We start from the raw sequence: 25187 nt of genomic DNA, 5'->3' as shown, positions 1-25187 counted from the left end.
TCCAACCGGCTCCTCGTCACCCCTGTGACAAGCCAGGCCCATTTATCAGTGGGCAGAAAATACGGGGGATTTGTGAAGGGAAAATGGGCTTGTGTGAAGAGAAGGTGAAGTCGGGGGAAGTCTGGAAAAATCGGCAGCGAACCATGACCAAGATGGCAATTGGCAGTAGGGGGGAATGGAAGGAGGGAAATGGTCAAAGTATGCAAATCAGAGGCTTGATATAGGGACGATTAGCAGAGCGTTATCATCCGCATATGCTTCACTATTCGTGACCTACAGCCACAACTTACCATCAAGAATATAAGAGTGCCGCTAAAACAATTTGATTGAAAAGATAACTATACAAAAATCATACATAATTCATATCTCATGAATAAGGATAACTTATATTTCTCGCCCCCCCCAAATGGGTTAGGGTGAATTTATATATATGTACATTCCGGTGAAATTAACTTATGTTAATTAAAACTGCAAAAACATTACAACTGTGAGTTAACTATGAAAAAAATAATCACCCCCATAATGCTGACATTTTTTTCGTCACAATTGCTGGCCAATACTGCCTATATCCCTGAGGTGACAAAGTCAATGGTCGGTGCATACTCATCAAGAACTTGCTTCTCCACAACTAATATTTCAGATATAGATGTAAATGTGAACTTCACTTTTTTCGATCTTAATGGTGTTCTTTACACTAGTCCGATTGAAGGTGCTGTCAACATATCTGCTATTGGGCAACCAACAATATTACAGCCCAATCAAACAGCATCATTCTGCCTCCCAAATAATGCGCCAACTTATTATGGTCATGGCAAGATTGATGTCTTCGCTGTAGATGGTATAAGTCGTAGTGTCCTTGCTGTAGCCCACGCTAAGATTGGCACCTATAATTCAGGGCTTCCGACTTCAGCTTTAGAAGTTACCATTAATGGTGGAATGCCATTCTAACAGCGTTGAAATTATAATAATGCCCCTAGTTTTTTAAAAGACTACTTTGCACTTTAAGACTTATTCAGTTACTAGTCGCTATAGTAATGGGGCACTATTTTACTCAAGGCTTTAGCTTTTATTACCCTTTCCTCAAGATATTCTCCCCTCCCCTTGCTACCCGTGACTTCAAAGACAGGGGACGCATGCAGCAGGTTGCTGTAATCGCAGTTCGTCCCTAACCTAAAATAGTGCAACCATGGCTAATAAACGGCGTTTTCACTGACGGGTATGATGCAGGCCAGATGTATTGCTTGTAGTGAGATAAGGAACCAAGGTCATGACTATTCATGGAGCTACCCCGGTTATGTTGAAGGCTATCGACAGCCTGCAGCTCGCCAACGTCAACCCCGGCAGCAATCAGAAGCTTGCCCTTCATCTGGGTGAAGGCAAGGAGTACAGCATTCATATCGGCAAGAGTGGGGATGTCTCCGTACAGCGGGACCTGGCCCATTTAAGCACGCTGGGTCGCATCAAAAATGCGGTGGTCGATTTCTTTAGCCGAGCCACCACCAAGGGGGAGAGTGCACTCACCACCCGGGCAACTCAAATTCAGTCCGAGGTGCAGCGGCAACTGACTGAACTTGGCCAAATCAAGAAGCTTGTGCAGCAAGCCTTTAACCAGCCCATCAGCGAATTCAAAAACGATGCCCAGTATCTGAAGCCGGGCTGCGACCCCAAAACGGCAACCCTGGCAGATGTTACCGACTCAAACAAGAATCGACTGGGTCTTGAAGCCATGAGCGATTCCTCCCGGGCATTTGCCATGGAGCACTTCTCCAGTTTTATCAACGGGAGAGACGCCATCTTCGGCCTGCTGAGTTCCCGAGCCATCGAGCAGACCAATACGCTGTTCACCTCGCTGAGTAACGATCCCAAGGCATTGCAAGAGGCATTGAAGGTGCAGAGTCAAGAGTCGGAGGTGTTCAACACCAAGGTCAATGCCGAGTTCAATCGCAGCTTCGGCCAGCTGTTTGAGCAAAGAGCAAGCGCCGAGCTGGATGCCCTGACCGCGGCAAACACCCGCACCAACGAGACCTCACCGGCGATCGATGAAAGCACTGGCTCATCGGACGGGAAGAACGCCCCCGCCAAGATGAAGAAAAGCGTGCGCTTTAACGACAACCCGGTGAGCGATGTCCGGGTGTTCGAACTGGAAGAGGGCCGAGCACTCAATATCAAGGTGTAGCCCTTACCGTGAATATGGATGACGGCCCTGCCCGCTTGGCGGCGGGGCCGTCTCGTTGTGATCTTGCCCTGCCCCTTCGACGACGACCGGGCAACCGGACTGGAGTGTTGTATTGGATATCTATCAGAAAATCGTGGCCGAGCTGTCGGTCGAACCGCTGGCCTTCGATAAAAACGGCGTCTGCACATTCGAGATCCAGCGAGCAGCAGAGGAGGCGACCGCCCCCTTTGTGGTCAATATCGTGGCTCAACCCCACGAAATGGCGCTGGTGCTCTCGGTAACCACGGCGAGCGATCTTCCCGAGCGTTTATCCCGCGAGTTATTCCTGCGTTTTGGCGAGCATGCCCTTGCTCCCTTGCGCCATGGCTATGGGGTCGGCATCTATCCCGGCACCGAGCGGGTATCATTTTTTTCCCAGATCGCACTGGGGAACTATCGCCCGCAACAGATCAGGGAGAGCCTCGCCGATCTGCTGGAGAAGGCCCACGAGTGGGAGGCCAGCTTGTCCCAAGAGGGGCAAACCACGCATGTGACAAAGAGCGAGATGGACGCAAGCCAGAACATCCGGGTGTGATGAACAACACCAGAAAATGGACGAAAAAAGAGGGAGGCATGATGCCTCCCTCTCTCTTTGTGCCTGACCTAACAACAATCAATCAGGCCAACGGCGGCGTGCGTGGCGGCACCATCCGCTTGCTGCCGGTAGACTCGAAGGCCGAGGCGAAGCGCAGCAGGTTGTTGTCATCATAGGCGCGACCGGCGAAGGTCAGGCCCACCGGCATACCGATATCGGCCATCCCCCCCATCGGGACGGTGACGGTCGGCACGCCGAGGTGGCGAATGGCGAGGTTGCCGTTGGCAACCCAGATGCCGTTGCTCCAGGCGATATCGGCGGAGGCCGGATTCACATCCGCATCAGCCGGGGCGACGTCGGCGACGGTGGGGAACAGCACGGCGTCGAGCTTGAGCCCGTCCATCCAGTCCTCGAGATCCAGCTTGCGAGTCTTCTCCAGGCCGCGCAGGCCGTCCGGCACTGTGGGGATCTCGTCAAAGCGCTTGATGCCGCGCTTGGCCATATTGACGTACTCGTCCATGCCCGCCGCCAGATCGCCCTCGCGGTTCGGCAGGGTGCCCGGATCGTGGGGGAAAATCTTCGGCCCGTCGACATCGGCCAGCTTGTTCAACTTGGGATCACCGTTGGCGCGCAGGAAGTCGTCGAACGCCCAGCCGGAGAGCTCCCACAGCTCGTCGTTGAGAAACTCCGGGCTCACGATGCCGCGATTGAACACGGTCGGCGCGCCGGGTCGGTCCCCTTCACAGTTGGAAACCAGCGGGAAGTCCACTTCGATGACTTCGGCGCCAGCGGCTTCCAGCGCCTTGCGCGCATCTTCCCAGAGGGCAATCACGGTCTCGCGGGTATGGATGCGCTGACCGGTCGGGCCGCCGATGCCGGGGTTTTCGCTGGTGCCGGCCAGTTCATCCTTGTTGATAAACATGCGCGGCACGCCGAGGCGCTTGCCCTTGAGGGCATCGGCCTTGGCAGCCAGATCCAGATAGGAAGCCGGACGCACTTCGGAGGCCTTGGGCAGTTGCACCCAGGGCTGCATGCGCCAGAGATCGCCACGGGTGTCGACATCGTCGGCGACCACCACATCCAGCACTTCCAGCAAATCATTCATGGTGCGGGCGTAGGGCACGACGACGTCCATGGTCGGGGTCAGGGGCCAGTTGCCACGCACTGAAATCACGCCACGGGACGGAGTATAGGCACACAGGCCGTTGTTGGAGGCTGGTCCTCGGCCGCTCGACCAGGTCTCTTCCGCCAGACCAAAGGCGGCGAAGCTCGCGGCGGTGGCAGTACCGGCACCGTTGGAGGAGCCGGAGGCAAAGGGCGCGGTCAGGTAGTCGGCGTTGTAGGGGCTCTCGGCACGGCCATAGACGCCGCGCTGCATGCCGCCATTGGCCATGGGGGGCATATTGGTTTTGCCAAGGCAGATGGCTCCGGCGGCGCGCAGGCGTTCGACGGTAAAGGCATCGCGCTGGGCCACCAGATCCTTGAAGGCCGGGCTACCGGAGGCGGCGGTCAGCCCCTTGACCAGATAGCTGTCTTTGGCGGTGTAGGGGATGCCGTCGAGCGGCCCCAAAGTTTCACCACGGGCGCGGCGCTCATCAGAATCTTGCGCCTCTTTCAGGGCATCGGGGTTGGGCACCACGACGGCGTTGAGGCGGGTTGCTGTCTCGGGGCCGTCATAGGCGGCGATCCGAGCCTGGTAGGCCTCGACCAGTTCGACCGCTGTGGTGCGGCCTGATTCGAGCGCGGCACGCAGCTCGGCAATGGAAACCTCGGTCACTTCGATCATGGGGATCTCCTGTAAAGGGTGACTGTTTGTCATGATGATCGCCGCATCGGCGCCGGCGCTCATCACATTATCAAGAGATAAAACCCCACGGCGTGGGGTTTTTAATACCAACCTCAGCTGGCGTAAACCGGTTTACGACCCGTCGCGAGAGGTCGTCAGCAAGGTGAAGAGCAGCACAGGAACCGGAGCGTATAAACATACGTGAGGCTTCCGAGCAGCACATGAGCCTTGATCACGGCTTCGCAGCAGGATCGTCATCCGGTTCTTATTTGCCGGAGGGGATCTGCTGGGTAATGCAGTGAATATTGCCACCGCCCAGCAGGATCTCGCGGGCCGGTACGCCGACGACCTTATGCTCCGGGAAGATCTCTTCCAGAATGCGCTGGGCTTCGCCGTCGGTGGCGGCATCCAGCAGCGGGTAGACGATGCGATCGTTGGTGATGAGGAAGTTCACGTAGGAGCCGGCCAGACGACCTTCTGCTTCACGCGGCACACCGGTACCGCTCTCGACGCCGGCAGACTCTTCCTGAGTGCAGTAGAGCGGGCCCGGCTGGGGCAGCTTCCACACTTTCAGCTTGCGACCCTTGGCGTCGACCGCCGCTTCCAGCACCTTGAGGGCGGCCACGGAGCGGGCGTACTGGGGATCGTTCTGGTCGTCAGTCCAGTGCAGGGCCACTTCACCCGGACGCACGAAACAGCACATGTTGTCGATGTGGCCGTCGGTCTCGTCCATGTAGACGCCTTCGTCCAGCCAGATAAAACTGGTGACACCCAGATAGTCGCGCAGGTGAGCTTCGATCTGCTCTTTGCTCAGGTGCGGGTTGCGGTTTTCGTTGAGCAGGCACTCGGCGGTGGTCAGGCAGGTGCCTTCGCCGTCGACGTGGATGGAGCCCCCTTCCAGAATAAGCGGCGCGTCGTAACGGGCCATGCCGTGCTGTTCCAGCATCTGGGCCGCCACTTGCTCGTCTTGATCCCAGGGGTAGTAGAGACCGCCCTTGTGGCCGCCCCAGGCGTTGAAGCCCCAATCCACCCCACGGCACTCGCCGGCCGCGTTGGTGACGATGGTGGGGCCGCTGTCGCGGGCCCAGCAGTCATCGCTGTTCATTTCGACCAGGGTGACGTGGGCAGGCATGATGGCGCGAGCCTGCTCCATAAACCGGGCCGGCACCCCCATAAAGACCGGGGTGGCTTGCCCGATGGCATCGGCCACCTTGGCGAAGGTGGCTTGCGCGAAGCGACCGGCCTCACGCCAGTTGTCCGGGCGAAACGGCCAGATCATCCAGACGGCCTGCTGGTGTGCCCACTCGGCGGGCATGGTGAAGCCGTCAGCGGCCGGCGTGGTGTTCATGGTCTTGATGCTCATCGCAAGGCTCCTTGCATGGATTGAGACCCCGCAGGCGTGAAAACATGGTGCGGGGATCCTGGAAAAATAACAGTGGTCGCAGTGTAAGAAGTTGCGCTCACATCCATCAAATGAATAGGATGGATTGCCCCATAAGCCAGGCAAATAATCTTGATGAAACTGCACCAGCTCGACCTCAACCTGCTGCTCGCCTTTGACGCCCTGATGGCGCAGGGCAGCGTCACCCGCGCCGCCGAAACGCTCTTTATCAGCCAGCCCGCCATGAGCCATGCACTCAATCGCCTGCGTACCTTCTTTGGCGATCCGCTCTTGGTACGCACCCCGCAGGGGATGCTGCCGACCCCGCGCGCCCAGCGGCTGCATCTGGGGGTACAGCAGGCGCTGCGACTGCTGGAGCAGCAGCTCAGCGACGAGGAGGTGTTCGAGCCGAGCCAGTCGAAGCGCCGCTTCGTGCTCTGCACCACGGATTACGTGGAGTGCGTGCTGATCCCGCCCCTTATCCAGCGCCTCAAACGGCTGGCGCCCGGGGTCACCATCGAGATCCGCATCCTGCGCGACACCCTGCCCGAAGCCGAGCTGGCGAGCGGCGAGATAGACCTGGTGCTGGGCTTTGACGAATACATGCAGGTGCCGGGGTATCTGGGCAAGGAGACCTGGCTCACCGAGCCGCTGGCCGGGCTGGTGCGCGCCGATCTGCCCATTGCCAAATCGGCCCCCACCGGGGCCGAAGATGACCCCTCCCAGTGGCAGGAGCGCATCACCTTGCAGCAGCTTATCGCCATGCCCCATGTGTTCCACTCGCCGCTTGGCACCTCGGAGGCGAGCCTAGACCGCTATCTGAAAAGTCAGGGCTTTAGCCGCACCATCTCGGTCAACAGCCAGAGCTATATGTCCGCCGCCGCCATCGTCAGCCAGAGCGATCACCTGCTGGTGCTGCCCAGCATGGTAGCCGAGCTGCTCGCCACCCACTGGCCGCTGAAAAGCCTGCCGCTGCCCGAAGACGTGCCGGATTATCACCTCAACTGCGTCTGGCATCCGGTGCATGCGCAGCAACCAGCCTTGATCTGGCTGAAAGACCTGATGAAGGAGTTGGTCAGCCCGGCGTAAACCCGCAGCGTCTGGCATACCAAAGCAGCATGCGCAGCAGCCGGCCCTGGTGTGGCTCAAGCATCTGATGAAAGAGCTGGTGACTCCTGAATAACCCGACGGCATGTGACCTCCCCCTCATCCCCAACCCTTCTCCCGCAAGGGGAGAAGGGAGCAAACAACCCGGTGGCGTGTGGCATCCCCAGAAACAACCATGACTCCCGCAAGGGGAGAAGGGAGCGAACAACTTGGCGGCGTGCGGCCTCCCCCAGAAACAACCATGGCTCCCGCGGGAGCCATGGTTGTTTCTGGGCGGGGCATTACGCCCGCAGGGCCGTCATCAACTGGGTGACCACGCCGCCCAGCAGGGCGGGCTCGGGGCGGCACTGGGCGAAGGTGACCAGGCCCTGGATGTTGATAAGCAGGAAGGCGGTCAGGGTCGGGATGTCGCGCCCGGCTGCCAGCTCGCCGCGCTCGAGGGCCAGGCTCAGCACCGCCGCCAGATCCGCATCCAGCTCGCCATAAATAGCCTTGAGCTTCAGGTGCAGCTCTTCATCCTGCTCCGCCAGCTCCATCAGGGTGCGGGTCACCAGACAGGTGCCGCAGAGGGCGTCGTTCACCACCTGCTCGAGGTAGGCCTGCACCCCCGCCAGCGGGCTCGCGGCGGCGAAGAAGCTGCGCCGCAGGGCGCTCTTCTCCTGCACATAGTGGTCAACCGCCGCCAGCAGCAGGCCGCGCTTGTTGCCAAACGCCGCGTAGAGGCTGCCCGGATGCAACCCGGTCGCCGCCACCAGCTCCTGCATGGTGGTCTTGGCGTAACCCTTGGCCCGAAATGCCTCCATGGCATTTCGCAAGACGTCGTCCCGGTTGAACTCGGCGCTGCGCATGGTTTCTCCGTTGAAAAAGCGGATTCACCGGCCAGGGGCCGGCGGGGGAAATAAAAGGGCGGCAAGTTTACCCCAGCGGGACCGCAACACCAACCCATGTTGAATGCTCGTTCAAAAAAGACTTGCACACAAAACAAAAAACGTCTTGAATGCACGTTCAAGAATCACTCCCTCAGGACAGACGATCATGAATACCCTGTTTCAGCCCTATCGCCTCAACGACACCCTCACCCTGGCCAACCGTTTCATGATGGCTCCCCTCACCCGCTGCATGGCAGGCCCGGGCCTGGTGCCCACCGAGCAGATGGCCGCCTATTACGCGCGCCGCGCCGACATCGGCCTCATCATCTCCGAAGCCACCATCATCCGGCCGGACGGTCAGGGCTACCCCAATACCCCGGGGCTCTACAGCGCCGAGCAGATCGCCGGCTGGAAGAAAGTGACCGGCGCCGTGCATGCCAACGGCGGCAAGATCTTCGCCCAGCTGTGGCACGTGGGTCGTCTCTCCCACCCCTTCTTCCACCACGCCGAAGTGCTGGCCCCCTCTGCCGTCGCCCATGAGGGCACGGTGCCGCGCATGCGCGAACTGGTCTATCAGGTGCCGCGCGCCCTGACCGAAAGCGAAATCGCCCAGCTGGTCGAGGATTACGCCCAGGCCGCCGCCAACGCCATCGAAGCGGGCTTTGACGGGGTGGAGATCCACGGTGCCAACGGCTACCTCATCGATCAGTTCCTGCACCACGCCAGCAACCTGCGCACCGACAACTACGGTGGCAGCCCGGAAAATATGAGCCGCTTCGCGCTGGAGGTGGTGGATGCCATCAATGCCCGCATCGGCGGGGATCGGGTGGGCCTGCGCCTCTCCCCCGGCGCCTATGTGCACCTCGAAGGGGATGCGCGGGATCGCGCCGTGTTCGACCACCTGCTGGCCGAGCTGAACCAGCGCAACCTGGCCTATGTGCACCTCGGCATCTTCGATGACAGCCTCACCTTCGACTACCTGGGCGGCCGCGCCTCCGACTACCTGCGCGCCCGCTACGACGGTCATCTGGTGGGGGTGGGCAACTACAGCGCCGAGACCGCAGCCGAGGCCATCAAGGCCGACCGCTTCGACCTCGTCGCCATCGGTCGCCCGCTCATCGCCAACCCGGACTACCTCGCCAAAGTGAAACAGGGCGACGCCCTGGTTCCCTATGCCGACACCATGCTGGCCGAGCTGGTCTAACGCTCGCCGGCACCTTGCCTGACCAAGGATGGGATCCGCGCCCTCGCGCGGGTTTCCAATGTTTGGGCCCCCTCCCGGGCCCTTTTTTGTGTCCGCTTCTCATACCCGCCGGTTCCGTGACCCCTCACCAGCGCAATAAAAAAGTTGCTAGTAACAACTAGTTGGCTATATTGGTTGTTGATGACAACCAAATAGGAAGCCCTGATATGGATCCCCGCCCCCTGCGCGCCCTGTCGCGCGATCTGGTACGCGAACTCGGCATGCTCTCCCAGCAGTGCGGCGAACTGGCGCTCAGCCCGCTCGAAGCCCATCTGCTGATCGAGCTGGAGAGCGGCCCCGCCACCAACCAGCAACTGGCCGAGCGGCTGCGCATCGACAAGTCCAACGCCAGCCGCCCGCTGGCCCGCCTGGCCGAGCGCGAGCTCATCAGCTGGCACCCCCATCCGTCCGATGGCCGCAGCAAGGAGGCGCGCCTCACCATCGCCGGCCAGGCCCAGCTGCTGGATCTGCATCAGGAGATGGACAGCGCCATGGAAGAGACCCTGGCCCAGCTCACCCTCGCCGAGCGCGAGCAGCTGTGGACCGGCCTGCGCCTCTATCGCAGCGCCCTCTCCCGTGCCCGCCGCCAGCAGGGCTACCGCATTCGTCCCATCACAGCCGCCGACAACCCCCATATCGCCGCCGTGATCCGCGCCGTCTCCGCCGAATACGGGCTCACCGCCGACAAGGGATACGGGGTGGCCGACCCCAATCTGGATCGGCTGCATGAGACCTATCAGGGTGCGCAGAGCCGCTACTGGGTGATCGAGGGGCCGGACGGCGCCATTCTCGGCGGAGGCGGCATAGCGCCGCTGGCGGGGGAAGAGGGGCAAGTCTGCGAGCTGCAGAAGATGTACTTCATGCCCTCCCTGCGCGGGCTGGGGCTGGGACGCCGGCTGGTGCTGCAGGCGCTGGACGAGGCGCGCGCACTCGGGTATCAGCGCTGCTACCTGGAGACCACCGCCGTGCTGCGCGAGGCCACCGCGCTCTACGAATCCCTGGGCTTCGAACACCTGCCGGGCCCGCTCGGCAGCACCGGGCACGATGCCTGCGAGATCTGCATGGTGCTGGCGCTTGGCGCCGACGATGGCCAGCGACCGGCCTGAGTGATCAGTTCAGGATGAAAAAGGGCGGCACCAATGCCGCCCTTTTGTTTGCCGCTCAAAGCTGGGCGGCAGGCGGCACGAAACGCAGCGCCACCCCGAGCCGGTTCCAGCTGTTGATGGTGGCCACCGTCACCGACAGTTGCACTATCTGGACCTCGCTGAAGTGCTCGCGCAGCTCGCCATAGAGGGCGTCGGGCACACCGTCCGGCGGCAGCCGGGTCAGGCTCTCGGTCCAGGCCAGGGCCGCCCGCTCCGGGGCGCTGAACACGGTAGCGTCGCGCCAGGCCGCCAGCTGATCCAGCTTGGCCTGCCCCACCCCGCTGCGACGGGCGATGTTCAGGTGATACTGCAGGCAGAAGCTGCAACCGTTGAGCTGGGAGGCGCGCAGCTTCACCAGCTCGCTCAGGCTCTTGTCGAGGCCAGCCTCGTCCACCGCCTTGCCGGCGGCGATCAAGGCATCGTGAGCCGCCGGCAGCAGCCGGCGAAAGTCGGGGTAATCGATGCGGGTGCTCATTCTGGTGTTCTCCTTGGGCATGATTTAATATCAGGGCACGAACAACATATCAGCACCCTGACATGATAAACAAGCCCCCCTTGAGTACAGAGTTGCCCATCCCCCTGCCCGCCCCCGGCGAAGGCAAGCGCGGCGAAGCGGGCCACCTCGGCTATCTGCTGCGCCAGGCCGCGGCCGCCCAGCGCCTGCGCATGGAGCGGGCGCTGGCGGACCTGCCCATCACGGCGCCCCAGTTTGCCCTGCTCACCATGCTGGATGCCTACCCCGGCAGCTCCAACGCCGAGCTCGCCCGCCTCACCCTGCTCACCCCCCAGACGGTGAGCCCCATGGTGACCAGCCTGGAGCGCAGCGGCCTGCTGGCCCGCACTCCACACCTCCAGCATGGCCGCATCCAGCAGCTCAGCCTGAGCCCGGCGGGCGCCGCGCTGCTGGCCGAGGCCAAGGCCAGGGTCACCCGGCTGGAGCAGGAGCTGGCCGCCCCGCTAGCCGAGGAGGAGTTGCTGCTGGTCAAACGCTGGTTGGCGAACCTCGCCAGCGGCATGGAGGGCGAGGCCTGACGCCAGCCGGTGTTAGCGGACGGGGTTTGCAGTCAGGCCAAGGCAGACAGGGGCGCTGGGCGCTTGTCAGGTGGGGAAGTAGAACCAGGCCGTCTTGATCAGGCCCGCCTCCACTTCGAAGACGGCCATGCTCTCCAGCGGCTCGGGGGAGAGGCCATAGATCAACTCGTGATCAAACACCTTGTTGCCGATGACGGTTCTCGACAGCAGCTCGGCCCTGAGCAGCGGGTTATTGAATCTGTGCTCGGCATAGAAGGCTCTGAGCGCCCCCTTGCCCACTGTGCTCGGGCTCTCCGTCGGCATCCGGTATCCCTTGAACGCCTCGGCGAAGCAGGCCAGGAAGGCCTCGAGATCGTGGGCGTTGTAAGCGTTAAATTGTGCCTCGACGAGCAGTTCGACCGACATGCATCACTCCCTGAATCATGTAACAGCCTCCTTTATAGGGGGCATCGCCCCCCTTGTCGACGGGTGACGGTGGCTCTGCCCCCATCTGCGCCTTGAGCGCCATGCAAAAAAAGACCCCGCCTGGGCGGGGTCTTTTTTTATCTTGTCTGCCTAGCGGGCAAGCACTTGTCAGTGCTCGCGGGTCTGGCGGAACTGGACGTCCGGGTGACGCTCCTGGGCCAAGCGCAGGTTGACCATGGTCGGCGCGATGTAGGTGAGGTTGTCACCGCCATCGAGGGCCAGGTTCACCTCGTTCTTGCGCTTGAACTCCTCGAACTTCTTGACGTCTGTCCCTTCCACCCAGCGGGCGGTGGAGACGTTGACCGCCTCGTAGATGGCCTCGACGTTGTACTCGCTCTTCAGACGAGAGACCACCACGTCGAACTGCAGCACACCGACCGCACCCACGATCAGATCGTTGCTGATGAGCGGACGGAACACCTGCACCGCGCCCTCTTCAGAGAGCTGGACCAGCCCCTTGAGCAGCTGTTTCTGCTTGAGCGGGTCGCGCAGACGGATGCGGCGGAACAGTTCCGGTGCGAAGTTCGGGATGCCGGTGAACTTGAGATCTTCACCCTGGGTGAAGGTGTCGCCGATCTGGATGGTGCCGTGGTTGTGCAGACCTATGATGTCGCCGGCAAAGGCGTCTTCCGCCTGCTCACGGTCACCGGCCATGAAGGTCACGGCATCGGAGATGTTCACGTCCTTGCCGATGCGCACGTGGCGCATCTTCATGCCCTTGGAGTAGGTGCCTGACACGATGCGCATAAAGGCGATACGGTCGCGGTGTTTCGGGTCCATGTTCGCCTGGATCTTGAACACGAAGCCGGAGAACTTCTCCTCGGTGGCGGCCACTTCACGGCTCTCGGCCTTGCGCGGCATGGGCGACGGTGCCCAGTCGGTCAGACCGTCCAGCATGTGGTCGACACCGAAGTTGCCGAGCGCAGTACCGAAGAAGACCGGGGTCATCTCGCCAGCGATGAAGGCCTCGTGATCGAACTCGGGGGAGGCGCCCTGCACCAGCTCCAGCTCGCCGCGCAGCTGGGCAGCCAGATCTTCACCGATGGCGGCATCCAGCTCGGGGTTGTTCAACCCCTTGACCACCCGCTTCTCCTGGATGGTGTGGCCCTGACCGCTCTGATACAGATAGGTCTCGTCCTTGTAGAGGTGGTAGACCCCCTTGAAGGATTTGCCGCAGCCGATGGGCCAGGTGATGGGGGCACACATGATGTTGAGCTCGCGCTCCACCTCGTCCATGACCTCCATCGGATCGCGCACTTCGCGATCCAGCTTGTTCATGAAGGTGAGGATGGGGGTGTCACGCAGCCGGGTCACTTCCATCAGCTTGCGGGTCCGGTCTTCAACACCCTTGGCGGCATCGATGACCATCAGGCAGCAGTCGACCGCCGTCAGGGTACGGTAGGTATCTTCGGAGAAGTCCTCGTGACCCGGGGTGTCAAGCAGGTTGACCAGACAGTCGGCATAGGGGAACTGCATCACCGAGGTAGTAATGGAGATACCACGCTGCTTCTCCATCTCCATCCAGTCGGATTTGGCATGCTGGCCCGAGCCACGGCCCTTGACGGTACCGGCGCGCTGAATGGCCTGTCCGAACAGCAGGACTTTTTCAGTGATGGTGGTTTTACCCGCATCCGGGTGCGAAATGATCGCAAAAGTGCGTCTCTTGGAGACTTCACTCAGAAATTCAGCTGACATAATTCAACGTTCTTCTATTGGGCGGCGGCCTTAAGCCACCGTGGGATAATTCCGGAGTGCCGCATTGACTCACGGTCCGGCATGGATACGCAACGAGCCACACCAAGCTGGCATCAGACCAACCGGTGGAGAGAGGAAGAGGGTTGCGTTACATGGGTCTTCTCACCTGAGCCAAAGCAAAATTGCGCGACATTATACCCGCGCGAGTGAAAAATACCCAGCCCGGCTTTGCAGACGAGCAGGGCGGCCTGCGCGCCCTACTCGGCCCGCATCACCTGGTTGCGGCCCGCCTGCTTGGCCCGGTACATGGCCTCGTCGGCCCGCTGCACCAGATCGCCAAAGCTCTCGTCGAGGGGACTGTACTGGGCACAGCCAATGCTGACATGCACCGGCTGCCCCTCCGGCATCCCGTCGATGCGCAGCTGGGCGACCCGATGGCGGATCCGCTCCGCCACCTCGACCGCCTCGTCGAGGCAGGTGTCGGGCAGCAGCACCAGAAACTCCTCGCCACCGTTGCGCCCCACCCGATCGAGGGAGCGCAGCTGGGCGGCGACGCAACTCGCCACCTCGGCCAGCACCTTGTCCCCCATGTGGTGACCCAATGTATCGTTGACCTGCTTGAAGTGATCGATGTCGAGCTGCAGCACCGACAAGGTCCGGCCATGCTCTCGCGCCTGTTTGAACCAGGCCTGCCCCTTGGCCTGGATCTGGCGGCGGTTGTGCAGCCCGGTCAGGTCGTCGGTCATGGCAAGTCGGCGCATCTTGCGGGAACGGTTGAACTGATGCAGCACCAGCATGCCCATCACCAGCAGCAACAGAATGACCACTGCATATTGCCAGTGGCGCCGCTCCTGCAGCTGCTTGAGCTTGGCCTCCTGCAGCAGCTGCTTGGTCTTGAGGGCCTGGTTCTCCAGCTCCTTGCGGGCCAGGTCAAACTCGAAGCGCATCTGCAACGAGCGCTGCTCCCTGAGCATTCGCTCCAGAGAGTGCTTGGTCTCGACGTACTTTTTGAGGCTGGCCAGTGCCCCGTTGATCTGGCCCTGCTGCTCCAGGATCCGGGCCCGTACCTCGTAGACCCGTGCCAGGAAGCGCTGGTTATTCTCCTTGACGAAGATGGGCTCGGCCTGCGCCAGGTAGTAGAGCGCCTTGGTCGGGTTGCTCTGCGCCGCCTCCGCCATCCCCATCACCAGTTGCCAGTGGCCTAGGGTCACGCTGTCGGAGCTCTCGCCACCACGCAGAATGGCATCTGCCTGCTGCAACTTGCCCACCGCCTCGACCACCTTGTTCTGGTTGAGCAGGATGGTGGCGATCTCGATCTGGATCCAGGCCAGCTGCCCCTCCTTCTGCTGGGAGCGGTAGAGCTGCTCGGCCTGGATCATCAGCGGCAGAGCCCGTTCATACTCCCCCATCTCGGCATAGAGCAGCCCCTGCTGGGAGCGGATGTCCACCAGCCGCTCCTGATCCCCCAGGTTGCCGTAGTCGTGCTCCAGCTCCTTGAAGTAGCCCTCGGCCCGCTCGTAGAGCCCCATCCGCCGGTAGGCGTTGGCGATCTGGGCCAGCACCTCCCGCGCCTTGCCGTCCTGCTCGAGCGACTCGAAGCGCTTGTGCGCCTCGATAAGCTCCATCAGCCCCTCCGCCAGCTCCCCCTGATAGGCGTACATGTCGCCGCGAAAGCTGAGGATGTCGGCCTCCTGCAGCCGATCACCGAGCCGGCGGGCCAGCACCAGCGCCTGCTGATAGTCAGCCTTGGCCTGGTCCATGTTGCCGAGCAGCTGCTGGTGAAAACCACGACAGGTGAGCAGGCCGGTCTCGGTGATCCTGTCCTTGCGGGCCCGGGCGATGGCCAGCTGCTGATCGGCAAAGGCCACCACGGCACGATACTCGCTGTCCCACTCGGCGGGCATGGCCCAGCACTGCAGGCGCACGATGCGTCCCTGCACGTCGAGGGGGTACTCTTCCTTGCTCGCCACCAGCGCGGCGATGCGCAGCCGGAATATGCGGTCGGGCTGGAAGCCCTCTTCCAGCAGTTGCAGCTCGCGGGAGAGCTGGGGTTCGGTCAGCGGCGCCCGGGCCGCCCAGGCGAGGGGCGTGCACAATCCCGTCAGCAGGATCAGGGTCATGATGCGTTTCATGCCGGTTCGGTTTCCCCTCTGGTGGTGCAGCTAGGCAGGTGTGTTCACTATGACCATCATATCCTGCCTTGTTCAAGCACACAGCCATCTGGGAGAAAGAGAGAAAAACAGCCAGATCTGGCGGGCTCTCACACTGACTCCTCGTGCCTCTTTACAGATGGAAAATCAGCATCGACTATAAGCGCCATCCACTACAGGGAAGCGCGGGTTGATGACATACCAGGAGCTGCAGGCGGCCTACGACAAGCTGCTGCAGGAGAACGAACGGCTCAAGCGGGTCGCCGACGATGCGCGGGAGAAACTGGAAGCCGCCATGGACGGCACCGGCCTGTGCATCTGGCAGAACCATGTGCCCACCGGCAAGCTCATCATCTTCAACCGCCGCTGGGGCGCCATGCTCGGCTACCAGCCCAAGGAGCTGTCGGCCCACTTCGACGTCTGGCGCGCCCACCTGCACCCGGAAGACAGGGAGCGGGTGCTGCAGGCCTTCTTCGATCACCTGAGCGGCAAGAGCCCGTTTTATCAGGTGATGCACCGGATGATCGCCAAGGACGGCAAGACCACCTGGGTGCTGGACCGGGGCCGGGTGGTGGAGCGGGACGCACAGGGCAATCCCATCCGGGTGATGGGTACCCACATCGACATCACCCACGAGAAAGAGTACGAGCAGCAGCTGGCACAGCTGGCCCACCGGGATCCCCTCACCGGCCTGCTCAACCGCACCGCGCTGCAGCGTCAGTTCCCGCAGGAGTACCAGGCAATCTGCTTCATCGATCTCGACGACTTCAAGCAGGTCAACGACAACCTGGGCCATCGCGCCGGCGACGAGCTGCTGATCGCCCTCACCCGCCGGCTGCGCGACTGCTGCGAGGAGGGGGTGAAGATAGGCCGGCTCGGCGGCGACGAATTCGTGCTGCTGCTGCCCTGGACCTGCGACGATCCCCGCACCAGCCACCTGGCCCGCCAGTGCATCAATGCCATCTCCACCCCGTTCGAGCTGCCCAACGGCGACGCCTCGGTGGGATTGAGCATGGGGATTGCGGCGATCCGGCCACAGGATGATTTCAGCACGGCGCTGGCCCGCGCCGATCAGGCCATGTATCGGGTCAAGCGCAGCGGCAAGCGGGGTTTTTACGTCTCCCAGCCAAGCGGCCAGCCGCTGCTGGATCAGGAGCAGGTCAACGAACGGGGACTCGGCCACCAGCCTCGCTGCTGACGACCAGGCTCAGCTGCGCTGCCAGCGCCGCAGCAGGCGCCCGCGCAGGCCGCAATCGAGCAACCAGCTGTTGTCGAACACCCGCAGCAGCGCCGGTTTGGCGTGGCGGGACATGGCCACCGCGTGAAAGCGGGTCTGCTGCTTGCGCTGGCGATTCATCCGATCCAGCAGGCTGTGAGGCAGGCTCTGGGCGATGAAGTCGGAGATCACCAGCACGTCCGCCTTGGCAAAGGCGGGGTCATCCAGCTTGATCAGGGCCTTCTCGAGGCAGGGCACCAGATCAGTGCCGCCGTGAAAACTCATGGAGAGGAAACGCTCCGCCTTGTCGAGCCCGGTGTCGGCGGTGATCTCCAGGGTCGCCACCTCGGTGGAGAAGAGCATCAGGTAGCAGCCCCGCTTCTCGTCCATCGCCACCTTGAGCAGCGCCAGAAACAACGCCTTGGCGCACTCCTCCGGGTATCCCCCCATGGAGCCCGAGGTGTCGATGCAGACGATGAAGGGCCCCCGTTGCTGCAGCTGGCGTCCGCCGAGTTCCGGGGTGCGCAGCATGATGCGCTGGCGCGGCAGGGTGCCACGCGACTGGTAGCTGAGCAGGCGCCGCTCCAGATAGCGGCGGTAGAACTCCAGTTCCAGCTCCGGCAGCGCCAGCATCACCGCCTCGCTCGGCAACAGTCGCATCAGATCGCTGGCCGGGTGAATGCCCACCAGATCGTCCGGCACGTCGTCGGTCTGCACCTCCTCCAGCTCATGCACCTGCACCGGCGGCACCGGCGAGTCGTTGGCCCGGTTGTCCTGCTCGCTGCGCCCCAGCAGGTTGGCGATCTCCGCCAGCAGCGGCTCGCGCTGCAGCATGCGGGCGTACTGCTTGACCAGCACCAGGCTGCGCTTGTGCCAGCTGCCTTGCGCCAGATCCCACAGCCCGCCAGCGGAGATCTGGTTGGGATCGAGCGCATCGGCCAGGGTACGGCTCGCCAGCAGCTGATCTTCTATCTCCTGGCGCTGCTTCTCCCGCTCCGCCTCGGCGATCTGCTGCTGCAGCTGCAGCAGGCTGCCCACCAGGCTGGTGCGCCACTTCTCGATCAGCAGCTGGCGCTGGCTGTCGGTGGGGTGGGCCATCAGCTGGCGCACCAGGCTGCGCGCCTCGCCGGCGAAGGGACTGTACTGTTCCAGCCCGTCCAGCAGGGCCGGCAGACGCCCCATCAGCTCGGCCAGCGGCAACCCCTTGTGGGCCTGATAGAGGCGATACTCCTGCTCCAGCGCCACCGGCACCGGCTTGTGGCGCATCTCCTCCCCCAGCTGTTCGCTCCAGCGGCGGATGCGCTTTTGCAACAATTTGCCCTGCAGCGGGGAGCGCTTGATGAACTCGGAGATCTTGGGAGTGGAGGCCAACAGCAGTGCCATCTCGCCCGCCAGCTCCCCCTCGCCGATAAGCAGCCCCAGATCCATCATGCCGATCTCAAGCATGGCGACCTCCGCCGACCGGGCTCACCACAGTCCCTTTCGCGCTCGTCATGGTTCAGGCGTCCAGCTGCGGCAGCCGGTCGTGCCAGTGGCTGAGGTCGGTGCGCAGCTGGTCCAGATCCCGGTTCAGCACGAAGAAGCTGTCCTCCACCTGCTGCAGCCAGTGGCGGCCGATGAAGAGGTGCTGCTGATGGCGCTCGAACAGGTTGCGCTGGCGCTTGAGCTCCTGCGCCAGCACGCCGGCTTCTGCCAGCAGCCCGGTCAGGGCGGCCTGCCAGGGGGCGATCACCACCTCGGGGATGGGGTTGCGCTCCACCAGCACCAGGGGGATCTGCTGGCGCTGCAAGTCCAGCACGTGCAGCCGCAGTTCGTCGTCCAGCACCAGCTCGTAGTGGCCCTCCTTGGGGTTGCCGAGCGGCCAGCCCACCAGCGCCTCGCCGGTGGGATGCCAGTGGGAGAGCAGGGTGCGGTCGAACACCAGCGTCTCCACCAGCCGCTCCGGATCGTCGCCATCCAGCGCCGCCGGGGTGAGCAGGTGGAAGTGCGCCAGCTTGCCGAACGGGCGGGCGTTGGCCAGCGGGATCTGGATGCCGCGGGCGCGGCGTCCGAACCACTGCTGGCGCTTTCTGGCCTTGCAGCACAGGCGCTGGGCCACGCTCTGTTTGAGCTGCTTGAACTGCTCCCGCAGCCCCATCAGCTGACGAGTCATGGCCAGCTGCTGATAGCCGTAGAGACGGGAGAACTCGGTCATCATCTCCAGCAGGGCGGTGCGCGAGGCCTCGTCATGCCAGAGGCAATCCTTGAACAGCAGCAGATCGAGCGGGGCCACCTCGTCGCGGCCCGTTGAAAAAGGCGCTCGCCTTGATGAGCCTGACGGCCTTCTTCCAGCGCCGATCCGACACGTAGCAGCTGTGGGCCAGCTGGCTGTCGAGCTGCTGGCGCAGCTGATAGATGAGCTCGAAGCAGTCGTCCGGCAACCGGATCCGGTCGATCTGCTCCTGCCACTCCAGGTACTCCTCGCCGTGGATCTGCACCGAGGGCGGCAGATTCTGGTGGGACTGACCGTCGCTGGCCAGCATGGCCTGGAAGTTGGCCTTCTCCTGCACCCGATCCATCCAGATCCGCACCAGCATGCGGTCGTAGAGTGCCTCCAGCCCGCTGTCGGGGGCCGGCAGCTCGTTGGAGGCGGTCACCAGCAGCCGCATGGGGATGGGGTGCTGGCTGTCGCCGTTGCGAAACTGCCGCTCGTTGATGGCGGTGAGCAGGGTGTTGAGGATGGCGGGGCCCGCCTTCCAGATCTCGTCGAGGAACACCACCTCGGCCTCCGGCAGGTAGCCGGCGGTGAGCCGCAGATACTTGCCATCCTCCTTCAGCGCCTGAATGGAGAGGGGGCCGAACACCTCCTCCGGCGTGCTGAAACGGGTCATCAGGTATTCGAAGTGGCGGGCATCGAAGAAGGCCAGCTTGAGGCGCCGCGCGATCAGGCTCTTGGCGATGCCGGGCGGGCCCAGCAGAAACACGCTCTCGCCGCACAGGGCCGCCAGCAGACCGAGCCGCAGGGCATCCTGGCGCTCGTAGAGCCCCTCGCCGAGGGCCGACAGCAGGCGTGGCAGGCGCTCGTGAATGGGGGCGAGACGAAGATTCTGTGATGCTAAAGGTGGCATAGGCACACTTCCGATACTGGGGTTGTCTGGAACCGGCACACCCGCGACGCGATCGAAGGTTCCCTGTCCTGCTTGTTGGATTGTCGGGAGGCCGCCTGTGGCTCGCTCCGGCCGGTTGCCGAGCGCCGGGCCGCCTCACCTGGCTAAAACATACCGCAAAAGATGCAGCAAAACGCGTTCGAGTGTACCCTGCGCAGAGCTTTTTTCATCAATGCAGATCAAGACTGAGTCATCGCCCATGCAAGATCCAGTGCAGCTGACCACGGCGCGGGAGCCCGCCCCCGCGCAACCTGACCAGGCATCCGGTCGCCTGCGGCAACACCTGCTGGCCCGAATGGGCATCCCGAGCTGGCAACTGCGCCGGCCAGCCCTGCTGGCGGGCCATCAGGTTGCGCCCGCGCCGGCCAATGAGATCCCGGCAAGCGAGCAGGCGGCAGCCCCCGCCTCGGCCGTGCCAAGCGAGCAACCAAGTGGCAAGCTCTGGATCCTGGCGAGCCGGCTGCCCGCCCCCGGCCTGCTGGCGGATCTCTGCCAGCTGCTCGGCATCGGCAGCGACGAGGTCAGCCTGCTGAGCAGCCTGCCCGTCGGCCACACTCCGCCCCTGCTCTGGCTGGAGGCGGCCGATCCCGCCTGGCCAGAGGCCCTGATCTGCCCGCTCGCGCCCAGCCCGGCCCAGAAACGGGCGCTGTGGCAGCAGCTCAAGGGGCGCCTCGGCTGAGTGCCGAGCCCCACCCTCTCTTCGTTCAGCCGCCCCGACCCGGAGCCACCATGGTGCAATTTCGTCCCCTGCTCGAGACCGACTTCGAGCTCATCTATCCCATCGAACAGGCTGCCCACAAGGAGCCCTGGACCCAGGCCAACCTGCTCTCCTGCTTCGGGCCGCGCTACCTCAACGGCCTGCTGCTGGTCGACGGCCAACCGGCCGGTTTCTACATCTCGGATCTGGTGGCGGGCGACAGCTCGCTGATGAACATCTGCGTGCACCCCGACTTTCAGGGCAAGGGGCTGGGGCGGGCGCTGCTCAGGGAGTACCTCACCCGCAGCAAGGCCAACAAGGCCGAGGCCTGGTTCCTCGAAGTGCGGGCCGGCAACAGCACCGCCATCAGCCTCTACGAGAGCGAAGGGTTTGCCGAGTACTGCCGGCGCGCCGACTACTATGGCACCGGCCAGGATCGGGAAGATGCCGTGCTGATGTCCCGCCTGTTCGACTTCGGCTAGGGCGCCGCGCTACATCTGCAGCACTACAGCAGCGGTGCGTTGTCGAGGGCCGGATCCTGCAGGCTTTGGGTGGTGTGCAGCACCGCCTCGAAGCCGGCGGCAGAGAGCGGCATGAAGAAGCCGCGCTGCCAGGTCACCCCGGGCATCCAGATCTGCTGGATATCCACCACTATCTTGATGGGCTTGAGCGGCTCGCCCGGCTGCTGCACATAGATACCGGGCGGCGTCGCCACCTGCGGGAAGCGGCGCAGAATGTGCTCGCTGCCATCCCCCGCATCCGGGTTGAGGCGTACCTTCACCAGCCGGGCCAGCACCGGCGCCATCTCCTCTGACTGCCACAGGCTGGTATCCAGCAGCTTGCAGCGCCGGCATTTGGCGCGTTCGATCACGTAGAGCAGCGGATAACCCTTTTGCAGGGCCAGCTGCTGCGCCTGCGCGTAGCCCTCGGCGCCGCTCAGCCAGGGGTTGTCCTCCTCGCTCCCCGTGCCTCCCAGCGTAAACCAGAGGCCGCCGGCCCCCGCCAATAACAGCAATACCCCGGTCACCACCCCCTTGATGCCAACACTCATTGTTTACCCTCCCTGAATGGCTCCGCATGTCAGCCCCCATCATGCCTCAAGCTCACCCTAATTGACGACTTTGTGATCCAAGACAAATGGCGAACACTTGTAAGCTGTAATCTTAGAGTTTAAACTCCAGCGCGATTTTTCAGTGCCCCTTAGGGCGTACAACTGTTACTTGAGGATGTCTGACTGATGCCGAAACACCACCTGGTTCGACTGATGCGGGAGCGTATCGCCCGGCTTGGCAACAAGGCCGCCCTGCGCGTACAACAGGATGGCCAGTGGCGTGCCATCGGCTGGCGTACTCTGGGACAGGCCATGGACTACTGTGCCCAGGCGCTGATCCGCGCCGGCCACCAGCCCACCGAGATGGTCGGCATCTATGCCCGCAACATGCCGGAGTGGACCCAGGCCGATCTCGGCATCCTGGCCGCCCGCGGCGTCAGCGTCCCCATCTACCCCACCAGCACCCTGGATCAGCTGCGCTACATCGTCAAAGATGCCGGCATCAAGGTGCTGTTCGTCGGCGAACAGCCTCAGTTCGACCAAGCGCTGCAACTGATTGAAAGCGGCGAGATTCGCCAGCTGGTCGCCCTCGACGGCAGCGTCAACCTGCGCGGCTGCCCGCAGGCGAGCCATTTTCAGACGTTTCTAGTCTCCGGCAATCACCAGCCCAGCGAACAGGCACTGCGCGAGCGAGAGAGCCAGTACCGGATGGACGACCTGCTGACCCTGATCTACACCTCGGGCACCACGGGTGAGCCCAAGGGGGTCATGCTCGATTTCGCCAACATCGCCGCCTGCTTCGAGATGCACAACAGCCGTCTGGATCTGAACGAGCAGGATGTGTCGCTCTGCATGCTGCCGCTCAGCCACGTGTTCGAGCGGGCCTGGAGCTACTACGTGCTCTATTGCGGCGCCGAGAACGTCTACATCCGCGATCCGCAGAAGGTGATGGATGTCATCGGCGAGGTACAGCCGACCGTGATGTGCGCCGTGCCGCGCCTCTACGAGAAGGCCTACGCCATGATCCAGGCTCGCGTCGCCCAGGCGCCGCGTCTGCGCCAGGCCCTGTTCGGCTGGGCCACAAAAGTGGGCAAGCAGATGGTCGCCACCCGCCAGGCGGGCAAAACCACCTCGCCGCTGCTCTACGGCCAGCTCTGGCTCGCCGAGCGACTGGTATTTCGCAAGCTGCGCGCTCGCTTTGGCGGCCGCACCCGCTTCCTGCCGGTGGCTGGCGCCCGCCTCGCCGACGAGGTGAACTTCTTCTTCCAGGCCATGGGGCTCAACCTCAAGTACGGCTACGGCATGACCGAGACCACCGCCACCGTCTGCTGCTACGAAGACAGCCAGTTCAAGCTGGGCTCCATCGGCACGGCGCTCTGCGGCATCGAGGTGAAACTGGGTGAGAACAACGAGCTGCTGGTGCGCTCCCCGACCGTGATGCGCGGCTACTACAACAAGCCGGAAGCGACCGCCGAGGTGATGACCGAGGATGGTTTCCTGCGTACCGGCGATGCGGGTGAGCTCGACAGCGAAGGCAACATCTACTTCACCGAGCGCCTCAAGGAGCTGATGAAGACTTCCAACGGCAAGTACGTGGCCCCGCAACTGGTGGAAGGCACCATCGGCAAGGATCGCTTCATTGAGCAGATCGCCATCGTCGCCGATGCCCGCCACTTCGTGTCGGCGCTGATCGTGCCCTGCTTCGAGTCGCTGGAAGAGTACGCCCGCTCCATCAACCTGCAGTACCAATGCAAGACCGAGCTGCTGCGCCACTCCAAGGTGGTGGAGTTCTTCGAGGCGCGCATTCAGGATCTGCAAAAAGAGCTGGCCAAGTTCGAGCAGGTGAAGAAGTTCACCCTGCTGCCGAGCGCCTTCTCCATGGAGCTGGGGGAGCTGACCCCCACCATGAAGCTGCGCCGCAAGATCATCGAGTCCAAGTACCAGAGCGAGATCGAGGCCATGTATAACCATGTCTGAGTACAACCACGTCTAAGACCGCTCGGGTTCAGGGAAATAAAAAAGCCGCTTCAAGAGCGGCTTTTTGCTGTTTGTCCGTTGCTTACGGCAGCTTGACCAGCGGCTGGTCACGCAGTTCGGTGGGACGACCGGCCTGGATCTGTTCCACTCTGGCCAGAGCCTGCTTCACCTCGTCGGCATTCTGCAGCAGGCGGTAGGTCAGATCGAAGGTCTTGGTCTCCCCCGGCTGAATTTTGGGGACCAACCCCAGCGGGCGCTGGTACTTGGTGCTGTAGGCATAACTGGTGCCGGGTTCGATGCCGGTCACATAGCCCTGAGCCCGGGTGTCGGTGTTCTTCCACAGGGTCAGCACCGGCAACTGCCTGGTGTTGTAACCCACCGCCACCCCGGCGCTGCCTGCCCGGTTGTTCAGCACCGCCAGGGTGTTGCCCTCGGCGTCGCTATAGGGCACCAGGTTGAACACCATCTCGTCGAAGCCCTTGGTCGGCCCCAGATAGGTTTGCCAGCTCTTCAGCCCCCCTTGGCATAGTCGTTGAACGGGGAGATCTGCTTCACCGGGGTGCTTATGCGCGCACCCTCCTCCAGGATGGGGGCCCCGAAGTTGCCGTGGTAGATGATCTGGTACTCGTTCTCGTAATCGGCGTGGTTGGTCAGCTTGTCCTGCAGGGCAAACTCCGCCTGACCCGGCACCACGCTGAGCTGGGTCCAGGTGACCAGCTCGCTCATCTTGAAGGTGCGCTCGTCCACCCGGCCCAGCACGTGAATGGCGTAAGGCGGCTCCTCGTCTATGGTCACGCTGACCACGGAGGCCGGGATGTTCTGTACCCGGCCATGCAGACTCTTGAGGCGGCCGTCGTCATCCACTCCCGGGTGACCGGTCCACTCGTAGCCACAGCGCACCAGCATCTCGTTGAAGCCATCGAGCCAGCCGAGCCCGGCGCGGCTCTCCAGATCGATGAAGGCCGGATTGACCACCTCCTTGACCGGCGAATCCCAGCCGAGACGCAGATCGGCGGCTCTGACCTCCTTGATCCCCATGCCACGGGTCGGGATCAGGGTTATCTTCATCACCCCGTTGTCGACAATCAGCAGGTCCACCCCCTCCTGACGCCCGCCATGCAGCCGTTTCTTCTCGATGCTGAACGGTGCCGGACTCTTGATCCCCAGCTTGTCGCTGGTGATCTTCCAGTCCCCCACATCCAGCCCCTGCTGGGAATCGGTCAGCAGGAATTCGGCAGCCTGGCCCGAGCTGGCGCCCAGCGCGAACAGTACGGCAATGGAAAGTCTCTTCAACATGGATTTATCCTCGTGTCTCTTGTTTTTGTTTAAGCTGAATCGTTTCAGTGATCGAGAAATTAGGCGGCAAGCCCATCAGACTCAAGCTGCAAAAGAGGAAAATGTGAGCCGATTGACAATAAAACCGCCAATCGCTCTGCTGAAGTGAAGGCTGACTCACAGTTATTTTCGGGCCCGTGAC

At 62.6% G+C, this 25187-nt stretch carries 20 protein-coding genes and 2 pseudogenes; 11 read left to right on the top strand and 11 right to left on the bottom strand.

What is annotated here, in order from left to right; all coding sequences use genetic code 11:
- The first annotated feature begins 498 nt into the window (after positions 1 to 498).
- The 3 genes from ACPDZI_RS03340 (at position 499) to ACPDZI_RS03330 (ending at position 2750) form a co-directional block, all read left to right on the top strand.
- Positions 499 to 948: a hypothetical protein gene (locus ACPDZI_RS03340; protein WP_438834015.1), complete on the top strand. Its 450-nt coding sequence runs from the start codon at positions 499 to 501 to the stop codon at positions 946 to 948.
- A gap of 346 nt (positions 949 to 1294) precedes the next feature.
- Positions 1295 to 2176 (top strand): hypothetical protein, encoded by an 882-nt coding sequence (locus ACPDZI_RS03335; protein ID WP_438834014.1) that lies wholly within the window; start codon positions 1295 to 1297, stop codon positions 2174 to 2176.
- 112 nt (positions 2177 to 2288) lie between these two features.
- Complete coding sequence (locus ACPDZI_RS03330; protein ID WP_438378355.1) at positions 2289 to 2750, top strand: CesT family type III secretion system chaperone; 462 nt, start codon at positions 2289 to 2291, stop codon at positions 2748 to 2750.
- Positions 2751 to 2832: 82 nt separating this feature from the next.
- On the opposite strand, the gene ACPDZI_RS03325 is transcribed toward ACPDZI_RS03330, so the two are convergent.
- The gene (locus ACPDZI_RS03325; RefSeq protein ID WP_438834013.1) at positions 2833 to 4536 is read right to left on the bottom strand and encodes an amidase; all 1704 of its coding nucleotides are present in this window, start codon (positions 4534 to 4536) and stop codon (positions 2833 to 2835) included.
- Positions 4537 to 4801: 265 nt separating this feature from the next.
- Complete coding sequence (gene aguA / locus ACPDZI_RS03320) at positions 4802 to 5899, bottom strand: agmatine deiminase (RefSeq protein WP_438834012.1); 1098 nt, start codon at positions 5897 to 5899, stop codon at positions 4802 to 4804.
- A 153-nt stretch (positions 5900 to 6052) separates the two neighbouring features.
- Between aguA and ACPDZI_RS03315 the strand changes: the two genes are divergently transcribed.
- Positions 6053 to 7006 carry a LysR family transcriptional regulator gene (locus tag ACPDZI_RS03315; RefSeq protein WP_438834552.1) on the top strand — a complete coding sequence of 318 codons (954 nt, stop codon included), beginning with the start codon at positions 6053 to 6055 and terminating at the stop codon, positions 7004 to 7006.
- A 299-nt stretch (positions 7007 to 7305) separates the two neighbouring features.
- On the opposite strand, the gene ACPDZI_RS03310 is transcribed toward ACPDZI_RS03315, so the two are convergent.
- Entirely contained in the window at positions 7306 to 7872 is a 567-nt protein-coding gene (locus ACPDZI_RS03310) for a TetR/AcrR family transcriptional regulator (RefSeq protein ID WP_076361471.1), read from the bottom strand.
- A 187-nt stretch (positions 7873 to 8059) separates the two neighbouring features.
- Here ACPDZI_RS03310 and ACPDZI_RS03305 point away from each other — a divergent pair, with 187 nt between their 5' ends.
- Together ACPDZI_RS03305 and ACPDZI_RS03300 are read left to right on the top strand one after the other, a co-directional pair.
- Positions 8060 to 9097 carry an alkene reductase gene (locus ACPDZI_RS03305; protein ID WP_438834011.1) on the top strand — a complete coding sequence of 346 codons (1038 nt, stop codon included), beginning with the start codon at positions 8060 to 8062 and terminating at the stop codon, positions 9095 to 9097.
- A 206-nt stretch (positions 9098 to 9303) separates the two neighbouring features.
- The gene (locus ACPDZI_RS03300; RefSeq protein ID WP_438834010.1) at positions 9304 to 10242 is read left to right on the top strand and encodes a bifunctional helix-turn-helix transcriptional regulator/GNAT family N-acetyltransferase; all 939 of its coding nucleotides are present in this window, start codon (positions 9304 to 9306) and stop codon (positions 10240 to 10242) included.
- A 55-nt stretch (positions 10243 to 10297) separates the two neighbouring features.
- On the opposite strand, the gene ACPDZI_RS03295 is transcribed toward ACPDZI_RS03300, so the two are convergent.
- Entirely contained in the window at positions 10298 to 10756 is a 459-nt protein-coding gene (locus ACPDZI_RS03295; protein WP_438834009.1) for a carboxymuconolactone decarboxylase family protein, read from the bottom strand.
- Between the two features lie 80 nt (positions 10757 to 10836).
- Between ACPDZI_RS03295 and ACPDZI_RS03290 the strand changes: the two genes are divergently transcribed.
- A complete protein-coding gene (locus ACPDZI_RS03290) occupies positions 10837 to 11313 on the top strand; it encodes a MarR family winged helix-turn-helix transcriptional regulator (protein ID WP_438834008.1) in 477 nt (158 codons plus the stop codon).
- Positions 11314 to 11379: 66 nt separating this feature from the next.
- Here the strand turns inward: ACPDZI_RS03290 and ACPDZI_RS03285 are convergent, their stop codons facing one another.
- The 3 genes from ACPDZI_RS03285 to ACPDZI_RS03275 all read right to left on the bottom strand — a co-directional run bounded on the left by ACPDZI_RS03285 (position 11380) and on the right by ACPDZI_RS03275 (position 15593).
- Positions 11380 to 11718, bottom strand: coding sequence for a nuclear transport factor 2 family protein (locus ACPDZI_RS03285; protein WP_438834007.1), 339 nt, complete (start codon positions 11716 to 11718; stop codon positions 11380 to 11382).
- A gap of 168 nt (positions 11719 to 11886) precedes the next feature.
- Positions 11887 to 13476 carry a peptide chain release factor 3 gene (prfC, locus tag ACPDZI_RS03280; RefSeq protein WP_438834551.1) on the bottom strand — a complete coding sequence of 530 codons (1590 nt, stop codon included), beginning with the start codon at positions 13474 to 13476 and terminating at the stop codon, positions 11887 to 11889.
- Between the two features lie 254 nt (positions 13477 to 13730).
- Positions 13731 to 15593, bottom strand: a complete 1863-nt coding sequence (locus ACPDZI_RS03275; RefSeq protein WP_438834550.1) for a diguanylate cyclase — start codon at positions 15591 to 15593, stop codon at positions 13731 to 13733.
- A gap of 223 nt (positions 15594 to 15816) precedes the next feature.
- On the opposite strand from ACPDZI_RS03275, the gene ACPDZI_RS03270 reads away from it, so the two are divergent.
- Entirely contained in the window at positions 15817 to 16821 is a 1005-nt protein-coding gene (locus ACPDZI_RS03270; RefSeq protein ID WP_438834549.1) for a diguanylate cyclase domain-containing protein, read from the top strand.
- 9 nt (positions 16822 to 16830) lie between these two features.
- On the opposite strand, the gene viaA is transcribed toward ACPDZI_RS03270, so the two are convergent.
- Positions 16831 to 18285, bottom strand: coding sequence for an ATPase RavA stimulator ViaA (gene viaA, locus ACPDZI_RS03265; protein WP_076361478.1), 1455 nt, complete (start codon positions 18283 to 18285; stop codon positions 16831 to 16833).
- A gap of 52 nt (positions 18286 to 18337) precedes the next feature.
- Positions 18338 to 19946 (bottom strand): annotated as a pseudogene (locus ACPDZI_RS03260) (ATPase RavA domain-containing protein).
- 238 nt (positions 19947 to 20184) lie between these two features.
- Here ACPDZI_RS03260 and ACPDZI_RS03255 point away from each other — a divergent pair.
- Both ACPDZI_RS03255 and rimI read left to right on the top strand, forming a co-directional pair.
- Positions 20185 to 20664 carry a DNA polymerase III subunit psi gene (locus ACPDZI_RS03255; protein ID WP_438834006.1) on the top strand — a complete coding sequence of 160 codons (480 nt, stop codon included), beginning with the start codon at positions 20185 to 20187 and terminating at the stop codon, positions 20662 to 20664.
- Positions 20665 to 20714: 50 nt separating this feature from the next.
- Positions 20715 to 21164 carry a ribosomal protein S18-alanine N-acetyltransferase gene (gene rimI / locus ACPDZI_RS03250; RefSeq protein ID WP_252450716.1) on the top strand — a complete coding sequence of 150 codons (450 nt, stop codon included), beginning with the start codon at positions 20715 to 20717 and terminating at the stop codon, positions 21162 to 21164.
- Positions 21165 to 21187: 23 nt separating this feature from the next.
- Here the strand turns inward: rimI and ACPDZI_RS03245 are convergent, their stop codons facing one another.
- Entirely contained in the window at positions 21188 to 21733 is a 546-nt protein-coding gene (locus tag ACPDZI_RS03245) for a hypothetical protein (protein ID WP_323976270.1), read from the bottom strand.
- Positions 21734 to 21919: 186 nt separating this feature from the next.
- On the opposite strand from ACPDZI_RS03245, the gene ACPDZI_RS03240 reads away from it, so the two are divergent.
- A complete protein-coding gene (locus ACPDZI_RS03240; RefSeq protein WP_268014351.1) occupies positions 21920 to 23710 on the top strand; it encodes an AMP-dependent synthetase/ligase in 1791 nt (596 codons plus the stop codon).
- 82 nt (positions 23711 to 23792) lie between these two features.
- Here the strand turns inward: ACPDZI_RS03240 and ACPDZI_RS03235 are convergent.
- Positions 23793 to 24778, bottom strand: a pseudogene (locus tag ACPDZI_RS03235) (aldose 1-epimerase family protein).
- Positions 24779 to 25187 lie beyond the last annotated feature (409 nt).

The sequence above is a fragment of the Aeromonas oralensis genome, from assembly GCF_049665575.1.
Classification (GTDB): domain Bacteria; phylum Pseudomonadota; class Gammaproteobacteria; order Enterobacterales; family Aeromonadaceae; genus Aeromonas; species Aeromonas hydrophila.
This window is presented reverse-complemented; position numbering and strand designations above follow the sequence as displayed.

Bases quoted from the DNA above. Each gene is read 5' to 3' on its own strand.
- ACPDZI_RS03340 (WP_438834015.1), top strand. From the start codon at position 499: ATGAAAAAAATAATCACCCCCATAATGCTGACATTTTTTTCGTCACAA.
- ACPDZI_RS03335 (WP_438834014.1), top strand. From the start codon at position 1,295: ATGTTGAAGGCTATCGACAGCCTGCAGCTCGCCAACGTCAACCCCGGC.
- ACPDZI_RS03325 (WP_438834013.1), bottom strand. From the start codon at position 4,536: ATGATCGAAGTGACCGAGGTTTCCATTGCCGAGCTGCGTGCCGCGCTC.
- aguA (WP_438834012.1), bottom strand. From the start codon at position 5,899: ATGAGCATCAAGACCATGAACACCACGCCGGCCGCTGACGGCTTCACC.
- ACPDZI_RS03315 (WP_438834552.1), top strand. From the start codon at position 6,053: ATGAAACTGCACCAGCTCGACCTCAACCTGCTGCTCGCCTTTGACGCC.
- ACPDZI_RS03310 (WP_076361471.1), bottom strand. From the start codon at position 7,872: ATGCGCAGCGCCGAGTTCAACCGGGACGACGTCTTGCGAAATGCCATG.
- ACPDZI_RS03305 (WP_438834011.1), top strand. From the start codon at position 8,060: ATGAATACCCTGTTTCAGCCCTATCGCCTCAACGACACCCTCACCCTG.
- ACPDZI_RS03300 (WP_438834010.1), top strand. From the start codon at position 9,304: ATGGATCCCCGCCCCCTGCGCGCCCTGTCGCGCGATCTGGTACGCGAA.
- ACPDZI_RS03295 (WP_438834009.1), bottom strand. From the start codon at position 10,756: ATGAGCACCCGCATCGATTACCCCGACTTTCGCCGGCTGCTGCCGGCG.
- ACPDZI_RS03285 (WP_438834007.1), bottom strand. From the start codon at position 11,718: ATGTCGGTCGAACTGCTCGTCGAGGCACAATTTAACGCTTACAACGCC.
- ACPDZI_RS03275 (WP_438834550.1), bottom strand. From the start codon at position 15,593: ATGACCCTGATCCTGCTGACGGGATTGTGCACGCCCCTCGCCTGGGCG.
- ACPDZI_RS03270 (WP_438834549.1), top strand. From the start codon at position 15,817: ATGACATACCAGGAGCTGCAGGCGGCCTACGACAAGCTGCTGCAGGAG.
- viaA (WP_076361478.1), bottom strand. From the start codon at position 18,285: ATGCTTGAGATCGGCATGATGGATCTGGGGCTGCTTATCGGCGAGGGG.
- ACPDZI_RS03255 (WP_438834006.1), top strand. From the start codon at position 20,185: ATGCAAGATCCAGTGCAGCTGACCACGGCGCGGGAGCCCGCCCCCGCG.
- rimI (WP_252450716.1), top strand. From the start codon at position 20,715: ATGGTGCAATTTCGTCCCCTGCTCGAGACCGACTTCGAGCTCATCTAT.
- ACPDZI_RS03245 (WP_323976270.1), bottom strand. From the start codon at position 21,733: ATGAGTGTTGGCATCAAGGGGGTGGTGACCGGGGTATTGCTGTTATTG.
- ACPDZI_RS03240 (WP_268014351.1), top strand. From the start codon at position 21,920: ATGCCGAAACACCACCTGGTTCGACTGATGCGGGAGCGTATCGCCCGG.